Source organism: Modestobacter sp. KNN46-3 (genome assembly GCF_011039295.1).
In genome coordinates, this window is the sequence record NZ_JAAKGN010000115.1 from 1 (window position 1) to 16,094 (window position 16,094).

16 protein-coding genes are annotated in these 16,094 nt (G+C 75.5%); 7 read left to right on the plus strand and 9 right to left on the minus strand.

The window, feature by feature from the left end:
• Positions 1-345: 345 nt before the first annotated feature.
• The 6 genes from G5C62_RS19445 to G5C62_RS19470 form a co-directional block, all read right to left on the minus strand.
• On the minus strand, positions 346-933 hold the full coding sequence (locus G5C62_RS19445) for a TIGR03086 family metal-binding protein (protein ID WP_164702320.1): 588 nt from the start codon (positions 931-933) through the stop codon (positions 346-348).
• Between the two features lie 129 nt (positions 934-1,062).
• Positions 1,063-2,223 carry an adenylyltransferase/sulfurtransferase MoeZ gene (gene moeZ, locus G5C62_RS19450; RefSeq protein ID WP_164702321.1) on the minus strand — a complete coding sequence of 387 codons (1,161 nt, stop codon included), beginning with the start codon at positions 2,221-2,223 and terminating at the stop codon, positions 1,063-1,065.
• A gap of 108 nt (positions 2,224-2,331) precedes the next feature.
• A complete protein-coding gene (locus tag G5C62_RS19455) occupies positions 2,332-3,975 on the minus strand; it encodes a polyketide antibiotic transporter (protein WP_164702319.1) in 1,644 nt (547 codons plus the stop codon).
• The gene (locus G5C62_RS19460; RefSeq protein ID WP_164702322.1) at positions 3,972-4,919 is read right to left on the minus strand and encodes an ABC transporter ATP-binding protein; all 948 of its coding nucleotides are present in this window, start codon (positions 4,917-4,919) and stop codon (positions 3,972-3,974) included. The genes G5C62_RS19455 and G5C62_RS19460 overlap by 4 nt, the downstream gene beginning before the upstream one ends.
• A gap of 168 nt (positions 4,920-5,087) precedes the next feature.
• Entirely contained in the window at positions 5,088-6,011 is a 924-nt protein-coding gene (locus G5C62_RS19465; RefSeq protein ID WP_241176002.1) for a DUF3152 domain-containing protein, read from the minus strand.
• 75 nt (positions 6,012-6,086) lie between these two features.
• Positions 6,087-7,127, minus strand: a complete 1,041-nt coding sequence (locus G5C62_RS19470; protein WP_164702324.1) for an alpha/beta fold hydrolase — start codon at positions 7,125-7,127, stop codon at positions 6,087-6,089.
• Between the two features lie 93 nt (positions 7,128-7,220).
• On the opposite strand from G5C62_RS19470, the gene G5C62_RS19475 reads away from it, so the two are divergent.
• Both G5C62_RS19475 and G5C62_RS19480 read left to right on the plus strand, forming a co-directional pair.
• Complete coding sequence (locus tag G5C62_RS19475; RefSeq protein WP_052091612.1) at positions 7,221-7,871, plus strand: TetR/AcrR family transcriptional regulator; 651 nt, start codon at positions 7,221-7,223, stop codon at positions 7,869-7,871.
• Between the two features lie 101 nt (positions 7,872-7,972).
• Positions 7,973-8,203, plus strand: coding sequence for a DUF3107 domain-containing protein (locus G5C62_RS19480; RefSeq protein WP_036340369.1), 231 nt, complete (start codon positions 7,973-7,975; stop codon positions 8,201-8,203).
• Positions 8,204-8,273: 70 nt separating this feature from the next.
• On the opposite strand, the gene G5C62_RS19485 is transcribed toward G5C62_RS19480, so the two are convergent.
• Positions 8,274-8,948, minus strand: a complete 675-nt coding sequence (locus tag G5C62_RS19485; RefSeq protein WP_164702325.1) for a ferritin-like fold-containing protein — start codon at positions 8,946-8,948, stop codon at positions 8,274-8,276.
• 266 nt (positions 8,949-9,214) lie between these two features.
• Here G5C62_RS19485 and G5C62_RS19490 point away from each other — a divergent pair, with 266 nt between their 5' ends.
• From G5C62_RS19490 to G5C62_RS19505, 4 genes are all read left to right on the plus strand, one after another.
• Complete coding sequence (locus tag G5C62_RS19490) at positions 9,215-11,020, plus strand: DEAD/DEAH box helicase (protein WP_241176003.1); 1,806 nt, start codon at positions 9,215-9,217, stop codon at positions 11,018-11,020.
• Between the two features lie 128 nt (positions 11,021-11,148).
• Positions 11,149-12,237, plus strand: coding sequence for a PQQ-binding-like beta-propeller repeat protein (locus tag G5C62_RS19495; RefSeq protein ID WP_241176004.1), 1,089 nt, complete (start codon positions 11,149-11,151; stop codon positions 12,235-12,237).
• 45 nt (positions 12,238-12,282) lie between these two features.
• Positions 12,283-13,218: an alpha/beta fold hydrolase gene (locus G5C62_RS19500; protein WP_164702327.1), complete on the plus strand. Its 936-nt coding sequence runs from the start codon at positions 12,283-12,285 to the stop codon at positions 13,216-13,218.
• Positions 13,215-14,087 (plus strand): oxygenase MpaB family protein, encoded by an 873-nt coding sequence (locus G5C62_RS19505; protein WP_164702328.1) that lies wholly within the window; start codon positions 13,215-13,217, stop codon positions 14,085-14,087. Before G5C62_RS19500 ends, G5C62_RS19505 begins: the two co-directional genes overlap by 4 nt.
• Here the strand turns inward: G5C62_RS19505 and G5C62_RS19510 are convergent.
• Positions 14,077-14,463, minus strand: coding sequence for a hypothetical protein (locus tag G5C62_RS19510; RefSeq protein ID WP_164702329.1), 387 nt, complete (start codon positions 14,461-14,463; stop codon positions 14,077-14,079). The two genes, G5C62_RS19505 and G5C62_RS19510, sit on opposite strands and share 11 nt — an antisense overlap.
• Positions 14,464-14,486: 23 nt before the next feature.
• Positions 14,487-15,374: a LysR family transcriptional regulator ArgP gene (locus G5C62_RS19515; protein WP_164702330.1), complete on the minus strand. Its 888-nt coding sequence runs from the start codon at positions 15,372-15,374 to the stop codon at positions 14,487-14,489.
• A 70-nt stretch (positions 15,375-15,444) separates the two neighbouring features.
• On the opposite strand from G5C62_RS19515, the gene G5C62_RS19520 reads away from it, so the two are divergent.
• Positions 15,445-16,071 (plus strand): LysE/ArgO family amino acid transporter, encoded by a 627-nt coding sequence (locus tag G5C62_RS19520; protein WP_164702331.1) that lies wholly within the window; start codon positions 15,445-15,447, stop codon positions 16,069-16,071.
• Positions 16,072-16,094 lie beyond the last annotated feature (23 nt).

Below are 16,094 nucleotides of genomic sequence, written 5' to 3' on the forward strand. Positions count from 1 at the left end.
GGGCTCGCGGAGTGGTACCAGAGACAGGGCCCCAGCTGCCGGGCTGACCCGGCTGCTGACCCCAGCCACCACCGGCGTGCCCCGGCTGCTGACCCCAGCCCCCGCCGGGCTGCCCGGGCGCCGGCTGCCCCCAGCCGCCGGGCTGACCCGGCTGCTGACCCCAGCCACCGCCCTGCGGCGGCCGGCCACCCGACGGCGACGACCCGTCCGGGCCGTACGGGGGCGGGCCCTGGGGTGGCTGGCTCATCGTGCGACCTCCGGCTCGGCTGTGTCGGGACGGCAGCCTAGGCCGCGGGGGTCCCGGCCGGCCCGGGTGCCGCACCGACGGCGAGTCCGCCAGGGCGGTCAGGCCCGGCGGCCGAACCGGGCCAGCAGGCGGGTCTGCAGGTCCGCGCCCGGCGGCACCTCGACCGGGGCGTCGAACACCCCGGGCACCCCGTCCTCGCCGAGGTGCTCCTCGGCGTAGCGGAACGCCTCGGCCACGAGCTCGGGGTCCAGCTCGGTGTCCCCGTCGAGCGCCCGGGCGAGGTCCCAGGCGTGCACGGTGAGGTCGACGGTCATCTCGATCAGGTAGTCGCTCGCCGGGGCCGGCCCGGAGGACAGCTGCACGGTGCGGGACAGCGCGTCGTCGGCGGCCCAGGCGGTCAGCGCGGCGTCGGCCGCGGACTCCCAGGCCGACAGCGGGTCCTCGCCCAGCAGCTCGGCCGGGTCGGTCGGGACCCGGGGACCGACGGCGTCCGGCGACTCCCCGGCCAGCAGCAGCGGGACCCACAGCTGCTCGCCGGTCAGGTGGGCCACCAGGTCCACGACGCTCCACTCCGGCAGCGCGGGGGCGTCCCACTCGCCGGGCTCGACGGCGTCCACCCGGTCGGTGAACTGCGCCTGGGCGCGCTGGTACCGCATCAGGAGGTCCGCACGGCGGGGATCGGGCATGCCCTCAGTAGAACGCAGCCGGGCCCCGGCACGCGCAGTGGCGTACCGGGGCCCAGGTGACGTGCTGGAACGGCCCCCGTCCAGGGACCCGCCCTGAGCTTGCGAAGGGTGGGGAGGACGGGGGTCCTTCTAGTAGGTCGGCAGTGCCTTGTCGATGCGGGTGGCCCACGCGGTCACGCCGCCCTGGACGTGCACGGCGTCCTTGAAGCCGGCGTTCTTGACCGCGGCCAGCGCCTCGGCCGAACGGACGCCGGTCTTGCAGTGCAGCACGATCGGCTTGTCCTGCGGCAGCTGCGCCAGCGCCCGGCCGGAGAGGATCTCGTCCTTGGGGATCAGCTTCGCGCCCGGGATGGAGACGATCTCGTACTCGTTGGGCTCCCGGACGTCGATCAGCTCGAAGTCCTTGCCGGCGTCCATCATGTCCTTGAGCTCGTCGACGGTGATCGTCGAACCCGCGGCGGCCTCCTGGGCCTCCTCGGACACGACACCGCAGAACGCCTCGTAGTCGATGAGGCCGGTGATCGGCTCGCCCTCCGGGTCCTTGCGGACCTTGATCTCCCGGAAGGTCATCTCCAGGGCGTCGTAGACCATCAGCCGGCCGAGCAGCGTCTCGCCGATGCCGGTGATGAGCTTGACCGCCTCGGTGGCCTGGATGGCGCCGACGGTCGCGCAGAGCACGCCCAGGACACCGCCCTCGGCGCAGGAGGGGACCATCCCGGGCGGCGGCGGCACCGGGTAGAGGTCGCGGTAGTTGGGCCCGTGCTCGTTCCAGAAGACCGAGACCTGACCGTCGAACCGGTAGATCGAGCCCCAGACGTAGGGCTTGTCCAGCAGCACGCAGGCGTCGTTCACCAGGTAGCGGGTGGCGAAGTTGTCGGTGCCGTCGACGATCAGGTCGTACTGGCTGAAGATCTCCTCGACGTTGGAGGAGTCCAGCCGGGTCTCGTGCAGCCGCACGTCGACCAGCGGGTTGATCTCCTTGATCGAGTCGCGGGCGCTCTCGGCCTTGGACCGGCCGACGTCGGACTGGCCGTGGATGATCTGGCGCTGCAGGTTCGACTCGTCGACGGTGTCGAACTCGACGATGCCGAGCGTGCCGACACCGGCCGCGGCCAGGTACATGAGCACCGGCGAGCCGAGCCCACCGGCGCCGACGGCCAGCACCTTGGCGTTCTTGAGCCGCTTCTGCCCGTCCATCCCGACGTCGGGGATGATCAGGTGGCGGCTGTAGCGGCGGACCTCGTCGATCGACAGGTCGGCGGCGGGCTCCACCAGGGGTGGCAACTGCACGGAGCGCTCCTCACAACTGTGGTCACAGGGCCGACCGGCTCCAGAGGCCGGCGTCCTGCTCTGCCCAACAGCGTGGCACGCCGCCCTCTTCCCGCGTCCGGCCCGGGGTCATCCCCGCAGGTCGCGGAGCCGGTAGCCGGCCAGCCCCCCGGCGGTCAGCGCCGCGGCGACGGCCAGCAGCCCGACCAGCCCCGGCACGTCCACCGGTTCGGCGGGCACGGCCGCCAGGTGGGCGAACGGCGACAGCCCGCGGACCCACCCCGGCCAGCTCAGGGTGTCGGCGAGCACCAGCAGCAGGTAGCCGCCGGCGGCCGGCAGCACCCCCAGCGGCAGGACGGCGGCCGGCGCCCACGCCAGCGCCGCGACCGCCGCACCCAGGCACACCGCCACGACCGGCAGCACGTTGAGCACCCCCGCCAGTGCGGCGCTCGCGGCCAGGTCGGCGCCCACCCAGGTGGCGCCCAGCCAGGTCGCCAGCCCGGCGGCACCGGTGAGCAGCACGGCACCGACGGCGACCCCGGTCAGCTCGGTGGCCAGCCAGCGGACCCGGCGCACCGGCAGCGAGTAGAGCAACGTCAACCGCCCGGCGACCTCGTCGGCCGCGGTGCCGGCGACCCGGCTGGCGACGAACGCGCCGACCGGCACGGCCAGCAGGGTGAACAGCGAGGCCCCGTAGCCGCGGACGCTGCCCAGCTCGGCGAAGCCGGCCTGGGCGGCCAGCTCGGCGAAGCGCGGGTTCTCGGTCAGGAAGTCGGTCATCGTCGTGGCCAGCAGGCCGATGAGCGTGAAGTAGGCCGCCACGGCCGCACCCCAGCCCACCACCGGCCGGCCGGTGTGCCGGGCCGCCAGCCCGGGCAGGGACCGCAGTCGCCGGGCGCCGGGCCGGACGGCGCCGGGCCGGCGCCACGGTCCGCTGCCGACGTCCCGCCGTGCGGAGACCGTCACTGCCGCCGCGACGAGGACGACGACCGCGGCGGCCAGCACGAGCAGCGGCAGCACCCGGTCGGCGGCGAACGGGGCGCTGCGGCCCAGCAGCCCGAACGGGCTCAGCCAGTGCAGCCAGCCCAGCGCCGGCACCCCGTCGGCGACCATCCGCGCCAGCAGACCGGCCAGCAGCGCCCCCACCGCCAGACCGGCCGCGGCCCGGCGCTCGGCCAGCAACTGGGCGGCGAGCGCGCCCAGTGCCGCGCCCACCATCCCGGTGCCACCGATGAGCGCGCCGAACAGCACGGCGCCGGTCGTGGCGGTGCCGGCCAGCACCAGGCCGGCGGCCGTCGCGACGCCGACGAGCGCGCTCGCGCCCAGCAGCACCGCGAGGTGCCGCAGCAGCACCGCCGGCAGCCGCGCCGGGCCGGCGAGCAGGAGGTCCCAGCGGCCGGCCTCCTCCTCGCCCCGGGTCACCCGGGTCGTCGCGAGCGCCGCCCAGACGCCGACGAGCACCGCGATCGCCGTACCGGTGCGCCACACCGTGAAGCCGCCCGGGTCGTCGAGGGCGACCGGTGGGCCGAACAGGGTGCGGATGGCCGGGTTCTCCGCCAGCGCCGCCAGCGACGCCCCGGCCAGCTCCTGGTCCAGCTGCCGGTGCTGCACCGCGACCAGCGCGGGCATCCCGGCGGCGACCGCGGTGACCAGGACGGCGCCGCGGCGTGCCGACCGCACGGCCAGTGCGGTCACCGCCCGGCCGGCCGGCCCGGGCTCCGGCGTCCACCCGGCCGCGGACGCCGTCGGGGCCGGCGCGGTGCCGGTGGTCATGCCCGCACCTCCTCGCCGGCGGACCGGTGGTCGCCGGCGGTGTCGCCGTAGAAGTCGAGGAAGAGCTCCTCCAGGGAGGGCTCCCGCACGTCGAGGGCGACGACGTCCAGGTCGGCCAGCGCACGCAGCACCGGGGCGGGCGGGCCGGCCAGCGTCATCGTCAGCTCGAGCGGTGAGCTCCACCGCAGGTCGGCGACGCCGTCGACCCCGGTCAGGCCGGCTCCCGCGGCAGCCGGACGAGCCAGGGTGACGCTGATCTCCGAGCGGCGCAGCCGCCGCAGCTCCGGCAACCCGGCGACCTCCACCAGCCGGCCCTCGCGCAGGATGCCCACCCGCGCGCAGACCGCCTCGACCTTGGCGAGCTGGTGCGAGCTGAGGAAGACCGTCTGGCCGCGCCCGGCCGCCTCGGCCACGCGGCGGCGGAACTCACGCTCCATCAGCGGGTCCAGCCCGCTGGTCGGCTCGTCCAGGACCAGCAGGGGGGCGCGGGTGGCGAAGGCCGCGATCAGTGCGACCTTCTGCCGGTTGCCGGTGGAGTAGGTGCGAGCCCGCCGGTCCGGGTCGAGCGCGAACCGCTCGACGAGCTCGGCCCGGTAGTCCAGGTCGGTGCCCGGGCCGACGCCGGCGAGCAGGTCCAGGCACTCCCGCCCGGTCAGCGCCGGCCAGAGCGCGACGTCCGCGGGGACGTAGGCCAGGTGCCGGTGGGCGCGGCCGACGTCGTGTGCCGGGACGCCGAACACCTCGACGTGACCACCGGAGGGGCGCAGCAGCCCCAGCGCCATCCGGATCGTCGTGGACTTGCCGGCGCCGTTCGGGCCCAGGAAGCCGAAGACCTCCCCGGGTGGCACCGACAGCGACAGGTCGTCGACGGCGACGGTCCGGGAGAAGCGCTTGCTCAGGTGCTCGGCGCGCAGCGCGGGCACAGCAGTGGGAGAGGTGGGCATCGGGGCCCTCCGATCGCAGTCGGGAACACGACTGCCGACCAGGCTTCCCGGCGCACCGGCAGTGACCCTAGACCCGCGGGAGCCGCTCCGGAACGACCGTGAGCACGGGGTGATCCGCACGTCCGCGCACGGTTCGGCGCAACCGACGGACGGCCCCTGGCCGCGGGGTCACGAGGGGAACGGCCAGGCGTTCTTCACGCAGCTCTGCAGGCCGAGGGTCTGCTGCTGCATCACCGGGGCCAACTGGTCGGCGCCGGGGCACTGCTCGTGGCCGTTGCCGAGGGCGTGCCCGACCTCGTGGTTGACCACGTACTGCCGATAGGTGGGGACGTCCCCGCCGTAGTCGGGGACGGCGGTCTCCCAGCGGGCCAGGTTGATGACCGCACGCTCGCCGTAGCGGCAGGACGTGTAGCCACCGGTGCCCACGCCCGGGCAGTAGATCTCCATGCTGCCCGGGCTGACCAGGCTGACCCGGAACTCGTACGCGCCGGCCGCGGCCTCGGCGGCACCCACCCGCTGGAAGGACAGCCGGCCACCGGCGCCCCAGGACCGGGGGTCGCCGAGGATGCCCTCGACGGCGGCGGCGAACGCGGCGCCGTCGACGCCGATGCCGTCCTCGACCTCCACGACGAAGCGTTCCAGCGGCCCGGTGCCGTACACCGCGGACGTGCCGTCGACCACGCTCACGCTCCCGGTGCCCTGCTCGACGTAGGTCGGCGCCGCGGGCACGGTGTCCGCCGGCGGCGCCGTCGACGTGCTGGACACGTCGGCCGGCACGCCCTCCCCCTCGGCCTCGGTGACCTGCGGGGCGACCGGGGTGGCCGGCGCGGAGGCGTCGACGGCAGCCTCGGCCGTCGACGTCGGGGTGGGGCCCTCGCCACCGCCCGGCCGGACGACGTCGATCAGGGCGAGCACGGTCGCGATGGCCAGCAACGGCACGGCGTAGGCCCGCCAGCCGTACCGGCGGACGAACCAGCGGAACCGGCCGCGCGGCAGCACGGCGGGACGTGCGGACGGGACGGGGTCACGGCGGGCGACCAGCGGCTCGCCTGCCGGGCGCCGTCCGGACGGGCGGGGTCCCGAGCTCGTCACGGCGGCCAGGCTCTCACGACGCACCGACCTCCGGGAGGACGTCGGCCGGGCGCGGCGCCGTTCCCGGACCGCCGGTCACACCTGTCCGGCCGGGAGGTCGTCCCCGCCGACGGGGTCGGTCGCGCGGTCACCGGCGGCGTCCTCGGCCAGACCGAGGACCGCGCGGGCCGTGGGCTCCGGGGCCTCCAGCATCGCCAGGTGCCCGATGCCCGCCTGCACCTGCAACCGGGCGTCGGGGAGCACCTCGGCCAGCCGCGGTGCGAGCTCGGGGTCGACCAGCCTGTCCCGGTCACCCCACACCACCAGGGACGGCGCCCGCACCGACCGGGCCATCCGCCAGGCGTTCGCCCGTCCCACCCGCAGGTAGGAGCTCATCAGACCGCGCAGGCTGCGGGTGAGCGCCTGACCCGCCCAGGGCTGCTCGTCCCGCCGCCGGGTCTCCTCCACCGCCTCGGCGACCCGCTCCGGCGGCACCCGGCTCGGGTCGCCGAAGCACATCTGCAGCAGCCCGCGGACGCGCTGCTCCGGGCTGGCGCCGGCCAGCCGCCGTTCGGCCAGCGCGGGGACGCCGGGCAGCAGCACCAGCGCGATCGCCCGGTCGAACGCCGCCGGCACCCGGTAGACCGGCATGGCCGCGGAGATCAGGGTGAGGGTGGCGACCAGGTCCGGCCGGCGGGCGGCGACCCACACGCTGACCAGGCCGCCGAGCGAGTTGCCCACCAGGTGCACGGGACGCCCCTGCCCGGGGCCGGGCCGGGCGACGATCCACTCCAGGACGTCGACGACGGCCTGGACGTGCCGGTGGATGGAGTAGCGGGGCGGCGGCGCCGACTGGCCGAACCCGGGCAGGTCCAGCGCCCAGCCGTCGAAGCGGACGGCGAGCAACGCAGCCAGGTCGGTCCAGTTGGTCGAGGCGCCACCCAGCCCGTGGACGTAGAGCGCCCGCTCGTGCGGCACCTCCCCCTCGACCGGGTCGCTGCCGGGCAGCGGGCCGCACCAGGGCGTGTGCCGGACGAAGACCTCACCGCCGGTGACCGGCACCATCGCACCGGGCCAGGGTGGGAGGAGGGCACCGGGCCGCGGCAGCGGCACCGAGGACAGCCGGGCGTCGGTCACCTACCCGACGGTAGAACACCGCGCCGACCCCCTTGCCGCGACCGGCCGGGGTGGGACGTCCTCCGCCCGGTGCGCCGGTAGCATCGTCGGGCCATGCGACCCAGCCGACCCGTACCCGTGCCCGCGCCGCCGGCCGCCCGCCGCACCGCCCGCCTGCCGCGGGGTGCCCGGCGGCTGCAGCTGCTGCGGGCCGCGCAGGACGTCTTCGTCGCCCAGGGGTTCCACGCCGCGGCGATGGACGACATCGCCGATCGGGCCGGGGTCAGCAAGCCGGTGCTCTACCAGCACTTTCCGGGCAAGCGGGAGCTCTACCTGGCGCTGCTGGAGCAGCAGGTCGACGAGCTCACCGACCGGGTCCGCGAGGCCATGGCGGGCACGGAGGACAACCGCGAGCGGGTGAACGGCGCCGTCGGTGCCTACTTCGACTTCGTGGACGCCGACGGCGAGGCGTTCCGACTGGTGTTCGAGTCCGACCTGCGCAACGACCCGGACGTCCGGCGGATCGCCGACCGCGGCGCCCGGCAGTGCATCGAGGCCATCGCCGAGGTCATCGCGATGGAGACCGGCGCGGACCCCGAGCGGGCGCTGCTGCTGTCCGCGGGGATGACCGGGCTGGCCGAGACGAGCGCGCGGTGGTGGCTCGCCCGCAAGGGCACCTTGTCCCGGGACGAGGCCGTGGCCCTCGCGTCGTCCCTGGGCTGGCGCGGGATGTCGGGCTTCCCGCTGCGTGAGGACACCGACTGACCGCCGACGTTCGCTGACGGCGGACCCGCTGGACCGGCCGCCTCCCACCGGGCTGGACTAGCGTGGGTGGCCAGTAGCCGGACCTGAGGAGGCATCCCCGCGTGGAAGTAAAGATCGGTGTCCAACACTCCCCCCGCGAGCTGGTCATCGACAGCCCCAAGAGCCCGGACGAGATCGCGGCCGAGGTGTCCAAGGCCATGACCGGGTCCAAGGACGGCCTGCTCACGCTGGTGGACGAACGCGGTCGGCGGATCGTCGTCCCGACCGACCGGATCGCCTACGTCGAGATCGCCGAGGCCGACCAGCGCCGGGTGGGCTTCATCAGCAGCTGATCGACCGCACGGACGCCGACAGGGCGTCGCCGCACCGCGGCGGCGCCCTGTCGCACGTCCCGGGCCCCGCTCAGGGGTTGAGGCCGAGGGCCTGCATCCGGACCGAGTGCGCGGTGGTGAGCCGTTGGAGCAGCCGGGCGACCCCGGTCAGGTCGCCGGTGCCGGCGATGAGCAGGTCGGCCAGCTGCTCGTGCTCGGCGATGACCGCCTGGGACTGGGTCAGCGCCTCACCGACCAGCCGCCGGGCCCACAGCGCCAGCCGGCCGGCCAGGGTGGGGTCGGCGACGATGGCGGCCCGGACCTCCCGGAGCGCGAAGTCGGCGTGCCCGGTGTCGTCGAGGACCTCCTCGACCAGCGCCCGGTCCGGCTGCGGCAGGAAGGCCGCGACCTCGCGGTAGAAGTCGGTGGCCAGCCCGTCGCCGACGTAGGCCTTGACCAGCCCCTCCAGCCAGGTGCTGGCCCGGGTGCCGTCGTGGAAGGCGTCCAGCGCGGCGACGAACGGGGTCATCGCCTGGGCCACGTCCACGCCGAGCTCACGCAGTCGCTGGGTCAGCCGCTCGTGGTGCCCGATCTCGGCCGCCGCCATCCGGGCGAGGGCGGCCCGGCCCTCGAGCGTCGGCGCCAGCCGGGCGTCCTCGGCGAGCCGGTCGAACGCGGTCAGCTCGGCGTAGGCCAGCACGCCCAGCAGGTCGATCACCGCCGACTGACCGGCCGGTCGGCCGGAGCCCTCCTCGACGCTGGTCACGGTTCCCCCTCCTCGCGCCCCACCGGCGCTCCGAGCGCGCCGCCGGCGGCCGCTCGACGCCGTCGGCGCCCGTGTCGCACGGCAGCGCAGCGAGGTTAACGGGCAGGTCACGCTAGGATGGAATCGGCGAGCCGCCAGGCTCGTTGTTCCTGCGCAACCTCCGTGTGCGCTGATGACCGCCGGATCACCTCCTCGAGGCCGGCCCCCCGAGGGCCGTCTCCCGGGCAGTCTGCACTCGACGCCCGGTCTGCTGGCCGCGTCGGCGCTTGGATCGAACATCCCGGAACCGACCCCGGGACCTGCGAGCGAGTCGGGCAACGCCGGAGCTCGAGACCGAGCTCAGGCACCGACGACGCACCGCGGTCCCCCACCAGACCGAGGCGAGAGAACTGACCTCCACCGAGAACACCCCCACCGCCAGCAGCACCCCCGCCGCTCCGGAGCTGGAGCACGCCGAGACCGGCGCGCCCGCTCCCGAGGAGCTCGAGCAGCAGGTCGAGGAGCTGGGTGGCGCACCCGTCGCCCCCGACAGCCCGCTGTTCAGCGACTTCGACGTGCACCCCGACATCGTGGCCGCGCTGGCCGAGGTCGGGATCCACCGCACGTTCGCCATCCAGGAGCTGACGCTCCCGCTCGCCTTGGCCGGCAACGACCTGATCGGGCAGGCCCGTACCGGCACCGGCAAGACGCTGGGCTTCGGCGTCCCGCTGCTGCAGCGCGTCGTCCCCCCGGCCGAGGGCGGCGACGGCGTGCCGCAGGCCCTCGTCGTCGTCCCCACCCGTGAGCTGTGCGTGCAGGTCTCCCGGGACCTGTCCGCCGCCGGGGCCAAGCGCGGCATCCGGGTGCAGGCCATCTACGGCGGCCGCGCCTTCGAGCCGCAGGTCGCCGCGCTGCAGGCGGGCGTGGAGGTCGTCGTCGGCACCCCCGGCCGGCTGCTCGACCTGGCGCAGCGGGGCGACCTGATCCTGGGCAAGGTCCGCGGTCTGGTCCTGGACGAGGCCGACGAGATGCTCGACCTGGGCTTCCTGCCCGACATCGAGCGCATCCTGGCGATGGTCCCGGACAAGCGGCAGACGATGCTGTTCTCCGCGACCATGCCCGGCCCGATCGTCACGCTGTCCCGGTCGTTCATGACCCAGCCCACGCACATCCGGGCGCACGGCAACGACGAGGGCTCGACGGTCCCGCAGACCACGCAGTTCATCTACCGGGCGCACAACCTGGACAAGCCCGAGCTGCTGTCCCGGGTGCTGCAGTCCCGCGACCGCGGCCTGGTGATGGTCTTCTGCCGCACCAAGCGCACCGCGCAGAAGGTCGCCGACGAGCTCGTCGACCGCGGGTTCGCCGCGGCCGCCGTGCACGGTGACCTCGGCCAGGGCGCTCGTGAGCAGGCGCTGCGCGCCTTCCGGGCCGGCAAGGTCGACGTGCTGGTCGCCACCGACGTCGCCGCCCGCGGCATCGACGTCACCGGCGTCAGCCACGTCGTCAACTACCAGTGCCCCGAGGACGAGAAGACCTACGTGCACCGGATCGGCCGCACCGGCCGGGCCGGCAGCACCGGCGTCGCCGTCACCCTGGTCGACTGGGACGACATCCCCCGCTGGCAGCTGATCAACAAGGCGCTGGAGCTCGACTTCGCCGAGCCGCCGGAGACCTACTCCACCTCGCCGTGGGTCTACACCGACCTCGACGTCCCGACGACGGCGACCGGGCGGCTCCCCCGCGCGCAGCGGACCCGCGAGGGCCTGGGCGCGGAGACCCTCGAGGACCTCGGCGAGACCGGCAAGCGCCAGCGCACCGGCGGCAACTCCGCCGGCCCCGACCGCACCGGCCCCGCCGCCGAGGACGACCAGCCCACGGTCGGGCCGCCCAAGAGCCGCCCGCGGCAGCGCACCCGGGGCAACGGCGCCGCCGCCGCGGGAGCAGCAGCGGCGATGGACGGTCCGACGACCGACGGGGACGCCCCCGCGATGGCCGGGTCCACCGACGGCGGCGAGGGCGGCGGCCGGCCCCGGCGACGTCGTCGCCGCGGTGGCCGCGGCGGGAGCGGCGGCTCCGAGTCCGCAGCCTGATGAAGGACCTGCCTTCCCCCCGCCCCTCGCTCCGCTCGGGTCGGGCCCCTGAAGGCAGGCCGTTCCAGCAAATCCTCACGCAGCGACGCCCGCCCCTGCGGGTCTGGGTCTGGGCGGCGGTCGCCCTCATGGTGGCCGCCGTCGCCGTTCTGCTGTGGCGCACCTCCGACGTCGCGGCGACCTCCCGCACGACGGCGGAGCCGGCCGCCGTCCCGGATGAGGCACCGGCTGCCGAGCTCACGCAGGCGTGGACGGCGCCCACCGGCCCGGCGCCCCGGCAGGCGGTGGAGAGCGGCCGGGTGCTGGTCACCGACGAGCGCGGCGTGGCCATGCTGGACGCCGCGACCGGCGAGGAGGCCTGGCACTACCGGCGGGCCAACGCGACCCTCTGCGACGCGACCGCGGTCGACGGCATCGTGGTGGTGGCCTTCCGCACCACCGGGCGGTGCAACGAGCTGACCGGCCTGGACGCCTCGACCGGCGCCCGGGAGTGGTACCGCAACGTCCGGTTCCGCACCGACGTCGACCTGGCCGCCACCGACCAGATCCTGCTCGCCAGCAGCCCCACCGGGATCGTCACGATCGACCCGGTGGGCGACAACACCCGCTGGCGGTACGCGCCGCCGGAGGGCTGCCGGATCGTCGGGTCCGACGTCGGCAGCTCCGGCGTGGTCGTGCTGCAGCGGTGCGGCGGGCTGGCGGCGGTGCAGGTCCGGTTGCTCGACGGGTTCGCCGGCGACGTCCTCTGGACCCGCGACCTCGAGGTCGGCAGCGACACCGCCCGACTGGCCGGGGTCGACGGGCTGGTCGACGTCGTCGTCGGCGACCGGGTGCACGTGCTCTCCCCGGCCGACGGCGCGCTGCTGACCGAGGTGGAGCTGCCGGCCCTGCCGGAGGGCCAGGACGCCGGCACCGAGCCGCTGCAGCAGGTCGGCGTCGCCGACGTGGCCCTGCTCTGGGCACGTGGCCAGGTGCTGGCCCTGGACCGGACGACCGGGCTGCCACGGTGGCAGGTGCCGGCCCTGGGGCTGCCCGCCACCGGTGCGGAGACCGTCACCGTGCCCGAGGCGGGGGCCTTCGTGCAGCGCAGCCTCGCCGACGGGACGGAGCTGCAGCGCTGGTCCACCGCCGACGAGGTCCCGGCCGGGGGGCGCACGTCGCTGGTCGGCCCGGCCGTGGTCTACGCCACCGACACCGCGGTGGTCGCACACACCTAGTCACGCACTGCGGCGCGGGGCCGCACGGCGAGGCACACTCGGGGCATGGTCCTGCCTGGAGGCTCCGAACACACCGCCCCCGACGACCTCCGCCAGCTGGCGGTGCACGACGCGGCCCGGGTGACGTTCCCCGGTCGTTCCGGCCCGCTGGCCGCCCTGGACACCGGCGCCTGTGACGGGCCGACGGTGCTGCTGGTGGCCGGCTACACCGGCAGCAAGGAGGACTTCGCGCCGTTGCTGTCTCCGTTGGGCGAGGCCGGCGTGCGGGCCGTGGCGATGGACCAGCGCGGGCAGTACGAGTCGCCCGGCCCGGACGACCCGGCGCAGTACTCGGTGGCCGAGCTGGCGGCCGACGTGGTCGCCGTCGCCCGGCAGCTGCACACCGAGACGGGCAGCCCGGTGCACCTGCTCGGGCACAGCTTCGGCGGCCTCGTCGCCCGGGCAGCGGTGCTCGCCGAGCCGGCGCTGTTCGCCACGCTCACCCTGCTGGGCAGCGGCCCCGCCGCGCTGACCGGCCCCCGGGCCGAGATGCTGGACCACCTGCCCCCACTGCTGGAGGCCGGCGGCGTGCAGCTGGTCAGCGACACCCTGGACCAGCTGGCGATGACCGATCCACGCGCGCAGGCGGTGCCCGCGCCGACCCGGGAGTTCCTCACCCGCCGCTTCCTGGCCAACACCGCCGCCGGGCTGCTCGGCATGGCCGAGGCGATGCTCGCCGAGCCCGACCGGGTGGCCGAGCTGGCCGCGACCGGCGTGCCGGTGCTGGTGACCCACGGCGTGGCCGACGACGCGTGGAGCCCCGCCGTCCAGGCGGAGATGGCGACCCGGCTGCGCGCCCGGCACGAGGTGATCCCGCAGGCGGTGCACTCCCCCGCCATCGAGAACCCCTCCCGCACGCTGCAGGTGCTGGTCACCTTCTGGAGCGATCCCCACGGCTCACCGGCCGCTGCCGACGACGACACCGCCGGGGCCGTGCGGTGAAGCCGACCCCCTCGATCAACGACTTCACCGAGCGGGAGGACCTGCTCGGCTTCTTCGGGCCGGACAGCATCACCTGGCGGGTGCACAGTGACCCGGCGTTTTCCGTGGGCGGCATCCGGGCGCTGCTGCTGCAGGCGCTGCACCCGGTGGCGATGGGCGGCGTCCACCAGTTCTCCACGGCCTTCGCCACCGACCCGTGGGCGCGACTGACCCGCACGGCCGAGTACGTGGCGACGCTGTCCTTCGGCACCCGACGGGACGCCCTCCGGCAGGTGCGCCGGGTTCGCGGGCTGCACCGGGGGAAGTCCGGGGTCGAGGAGACCACCGGACGGCACTTCAACGTCGACGACGCCGACCTGCTGCTGTGGGTGCACAACTGCGAGGTCGAGTCACTGCTGTCCACCGCCCGCCGGTCCGGGGTGCCGCTGACCGACGCCGACGCCGACCGTTACGTCGAGGAGCAGGTGGTCGCCGCGGTGCTGGTGGGCTGCGAGGAGGCCGACGTGCCGCGAACGGTCGCCGAGCTCGACGCCTACTTCGACCGGATCCGCGCCCAGCTGGCCGTCACGCCCGCGGCGCGCACCGCCTCCCGCTTCATCCTCCTGCCACCGATGCCCGGCTGGGTGCAGGTGCTGACCCCGGCCCGGCCGGCGTGGAGCACGCTGGCCTCGCTCGGCGCGGCGACGCTGCCCGGCTGGGCCCGCCGGCTCTACGGCCTGCCCGGGTTCGGGCTCACCGACGCCGCGGCGACGGCCGGCCTCCGGGCGTTCCGGCAGACCGCGCTGGCCGTGCCGGCCCGGGTCCGCGAGTCGCCGATCGTGCGGGCGGCCCGGGAGCGGGTGGCCGCGGTGGAGCCGCTCAGCGCCTGAGCGGGCGGCGCCCTGCCCGGTCCTGCCGCGCCGGGTCGTCCCGGGCCGGGTCGTCCCGGGCAGCGGCGGCGGCCAGGACGAACGCCACCGGCAGGAAGAACAGGCCGATCCCCAGGCCCAGCACCAGCGACCAGCCGAGCACGACCGCCGCGGCACCCCAGGTGGCCTGCCGGGCGTACCGGCTGCGCGACGTCAGCACCGCGACCAGACAGACGACGACCGGCAGCCCGAGCAGCAGGAACGCGAACGCGCCCGCGTCCCGCCAGACCTCGGCGGCCAGCCACGCGGCGATGAGCGTCGCCAGGCCGAGCGCGGACCAGCGCAGCACCGCCGACCTCCTCGTCCCGTCCTCCAGCAGGTCACCGAGTCTGGTCACCGCCGGGGACCCGGGCAAGTCGGTCAGCTGCGGCCGGGATCCAGCACCCGGCGCGCGGCAGCGAGGACGGCGTCGGCCACCCGGTCCAGCGACGGCGACCGCAGCCGCCACTGCTGCCAGTGCAGGACGACGTCCACCGCGCCGTCCGGGTCGAGAACCGTCAGGTCGCCGTCGATGTCCTGCAGGTCGGGGACCATGCCCCAGCCCATGCCGAGCCGCACCGCGGTGAGGAAGTCGGCCGAGGAGGGCACGAAGTGCATCGGCGGCCGAGTCGGGTCGACCCCCCGGGCCCGCAGGTGCGCGTGCTGCAGGTCGTCGCTGCGGTCGAAGACGACGACCGGCGCCCGGGCCAGGGACTCCGCCGTCCCGCCGTCGGCCAACCAGCGCCGGGCGAAGGCAGGAGCGGCCATCGGCCGGTACCGCATGCTGCCCAGCCGGGTCGAACTGCAGCCCGGGACCGGGTCGGCGTCGCCGGTGACCGCGGCCATCACCGTGCCGGTCCGCAGCAGCGCGCTGGTGTGCGCCTGATCGGCGCGGTGCAGGTCGAGCACGAGGTCACCGGCCAGCGGCGCCAGCGCGGGCAGCACCCAGGTCGCCAGTGAGTCGGCGTTGACCGCGATCGGCAGGGCGACCGGACCGTGCGCCGCGCTGTCCAGCTCCCGGGTGGCGTCGGCGGTGAGCAGGTCGATCTGCCGGGCCAGCCGGAGCAGTGCCTGACCGGACTCGGTGGGCTGCACCGGCCGGCTGCGCACCAGCAGCACCCGGCCGGTCGCGGTCTCCAGGGCCTTGATCCGCTGGCTGATCGCCGAGGGCGTCACGTGCAGGGCGCGGGCCGCGGCGTCCAGCGTGCCGGTGGTGACGGTCGCCTCCAGCGCCCGCAGCTGCGCGAGGTCGAGGTCCACGGTGACCATCAGACACGCTTCAGGGGCATCAGTAAAGTGAGCTGGTCTTCCGGTGCAGGACGGACCTAGCGTGGTCGGCATGTCCCCCGCCCTGCTCGCCGCCGCCGCCGGACTGGGGCTCGGACTGTCGCTGATCGTGGCGATCGGGGCGCAGAACGCCCTCGTCCTGCGGCAGGGGCTGCGCAGCGAGCACGTCGCCGCGGTGGTCGCGGTCTGCCTGCTCTCCGACGTCGTGCTGATCACCGCGGGAGTCGCCGGTGCCGGCGCACTGGTCACCCGGGCGCCGGGCGTGGTGACCGTCGTCTGCTTCGCCGGGGCGGCCTTCCTGCTGGTCTACGGGCTGCTGGCCGCGCGCCGGGCGCTGCGGCCGGCCGCCCTGCTCACCGATGCCTCCGGCGCCCGCACCGGCCTCGCGGTCACCGTGTCCACCGCCGTGGCCCTGACCTGGCTCAACCCGCACGTCTACCTGGACACCGTCGTGTTGCTCGGCTCGCTGGCCAGCACCTACGACGACCGCCGCTGGTGGTTCGGCGCCGGCGCCGCCCTGGGCAGTGCGGTCTGGTTCCTGGGCCTCGGGTACGGCGCGCGACTGCTGCGGCCGGTGTTCGCCCGCCCGCGCGCCTGGCAGTTCCTCGACGCCGGCATCGCCGTCGTCATGGTCGTCCTGGCGATCTCCCTGGCGGTCCGGGGAGCGGCCGGCAGCTGAGCGTTGTGCGCGGCCGGCTCCGG

Bases quoted from the DNA above. Each gene is read 5' to 3' on its own strand.
- G5C62_RS19445 (WP_164702320.1), bottom strand. From the start codon at position 933: ATGCCCGATCCCCGCCGTGCGGACCTCCTGATGCGGTACCAGCGCGCC.
- G5C62_RS19455 (WP_164702319.1), bottom strand. From the start codon at position 3,975: ATGACCACCGGCACCGCGCCGGCCCCGACGGCGTCCGCGGCCGGGTGG.
- G5C62_RS19460 (WP_164702322.1), bottom strand. From the start codon at position 4,919: ATGCCCACCTCTCCCACTGCTGTGCCCGCGCTGCGCGCCGAGCACCTG.
- G5C62_RS19475 (WP_052091612.1), top strand. From the start codon at position 7,221: ATGCGACCCAGCCGACCCGTACCCGTGCCCGCGCCGCCGGCCGCCCGC.
- G5C62_RS19495 (WP_241176004.1), top strand. From the start codon at position 11,149: ATGGTGGCCGCCGTCGCCGTTCTGCTGTGGCGCACCTCCGACGTCGCG.
- G5C62_RS19500 (WP_164702327.1), top strand. From the start codon at position 12,283: ATGGTCCTGCCTGGAGGCTCCGAACACACCGCCCCCGACGACCTCCGC.
- G5C62_RS19515 (WP_164702330.1), bottom strand. From the start codon at position 15,374: ATGGTCACCGTGGACCTCGACCTCGCGCAGCTGCGGGCGCTGGAGGCG.
- G5C62_RS19520 (WP_164702331.1), top strand. From the start codon at position 15,445: ATGTCCCCCGCCCTGCTCGCCGCCGCCGCCGGACTGGGGCTCGGACTG.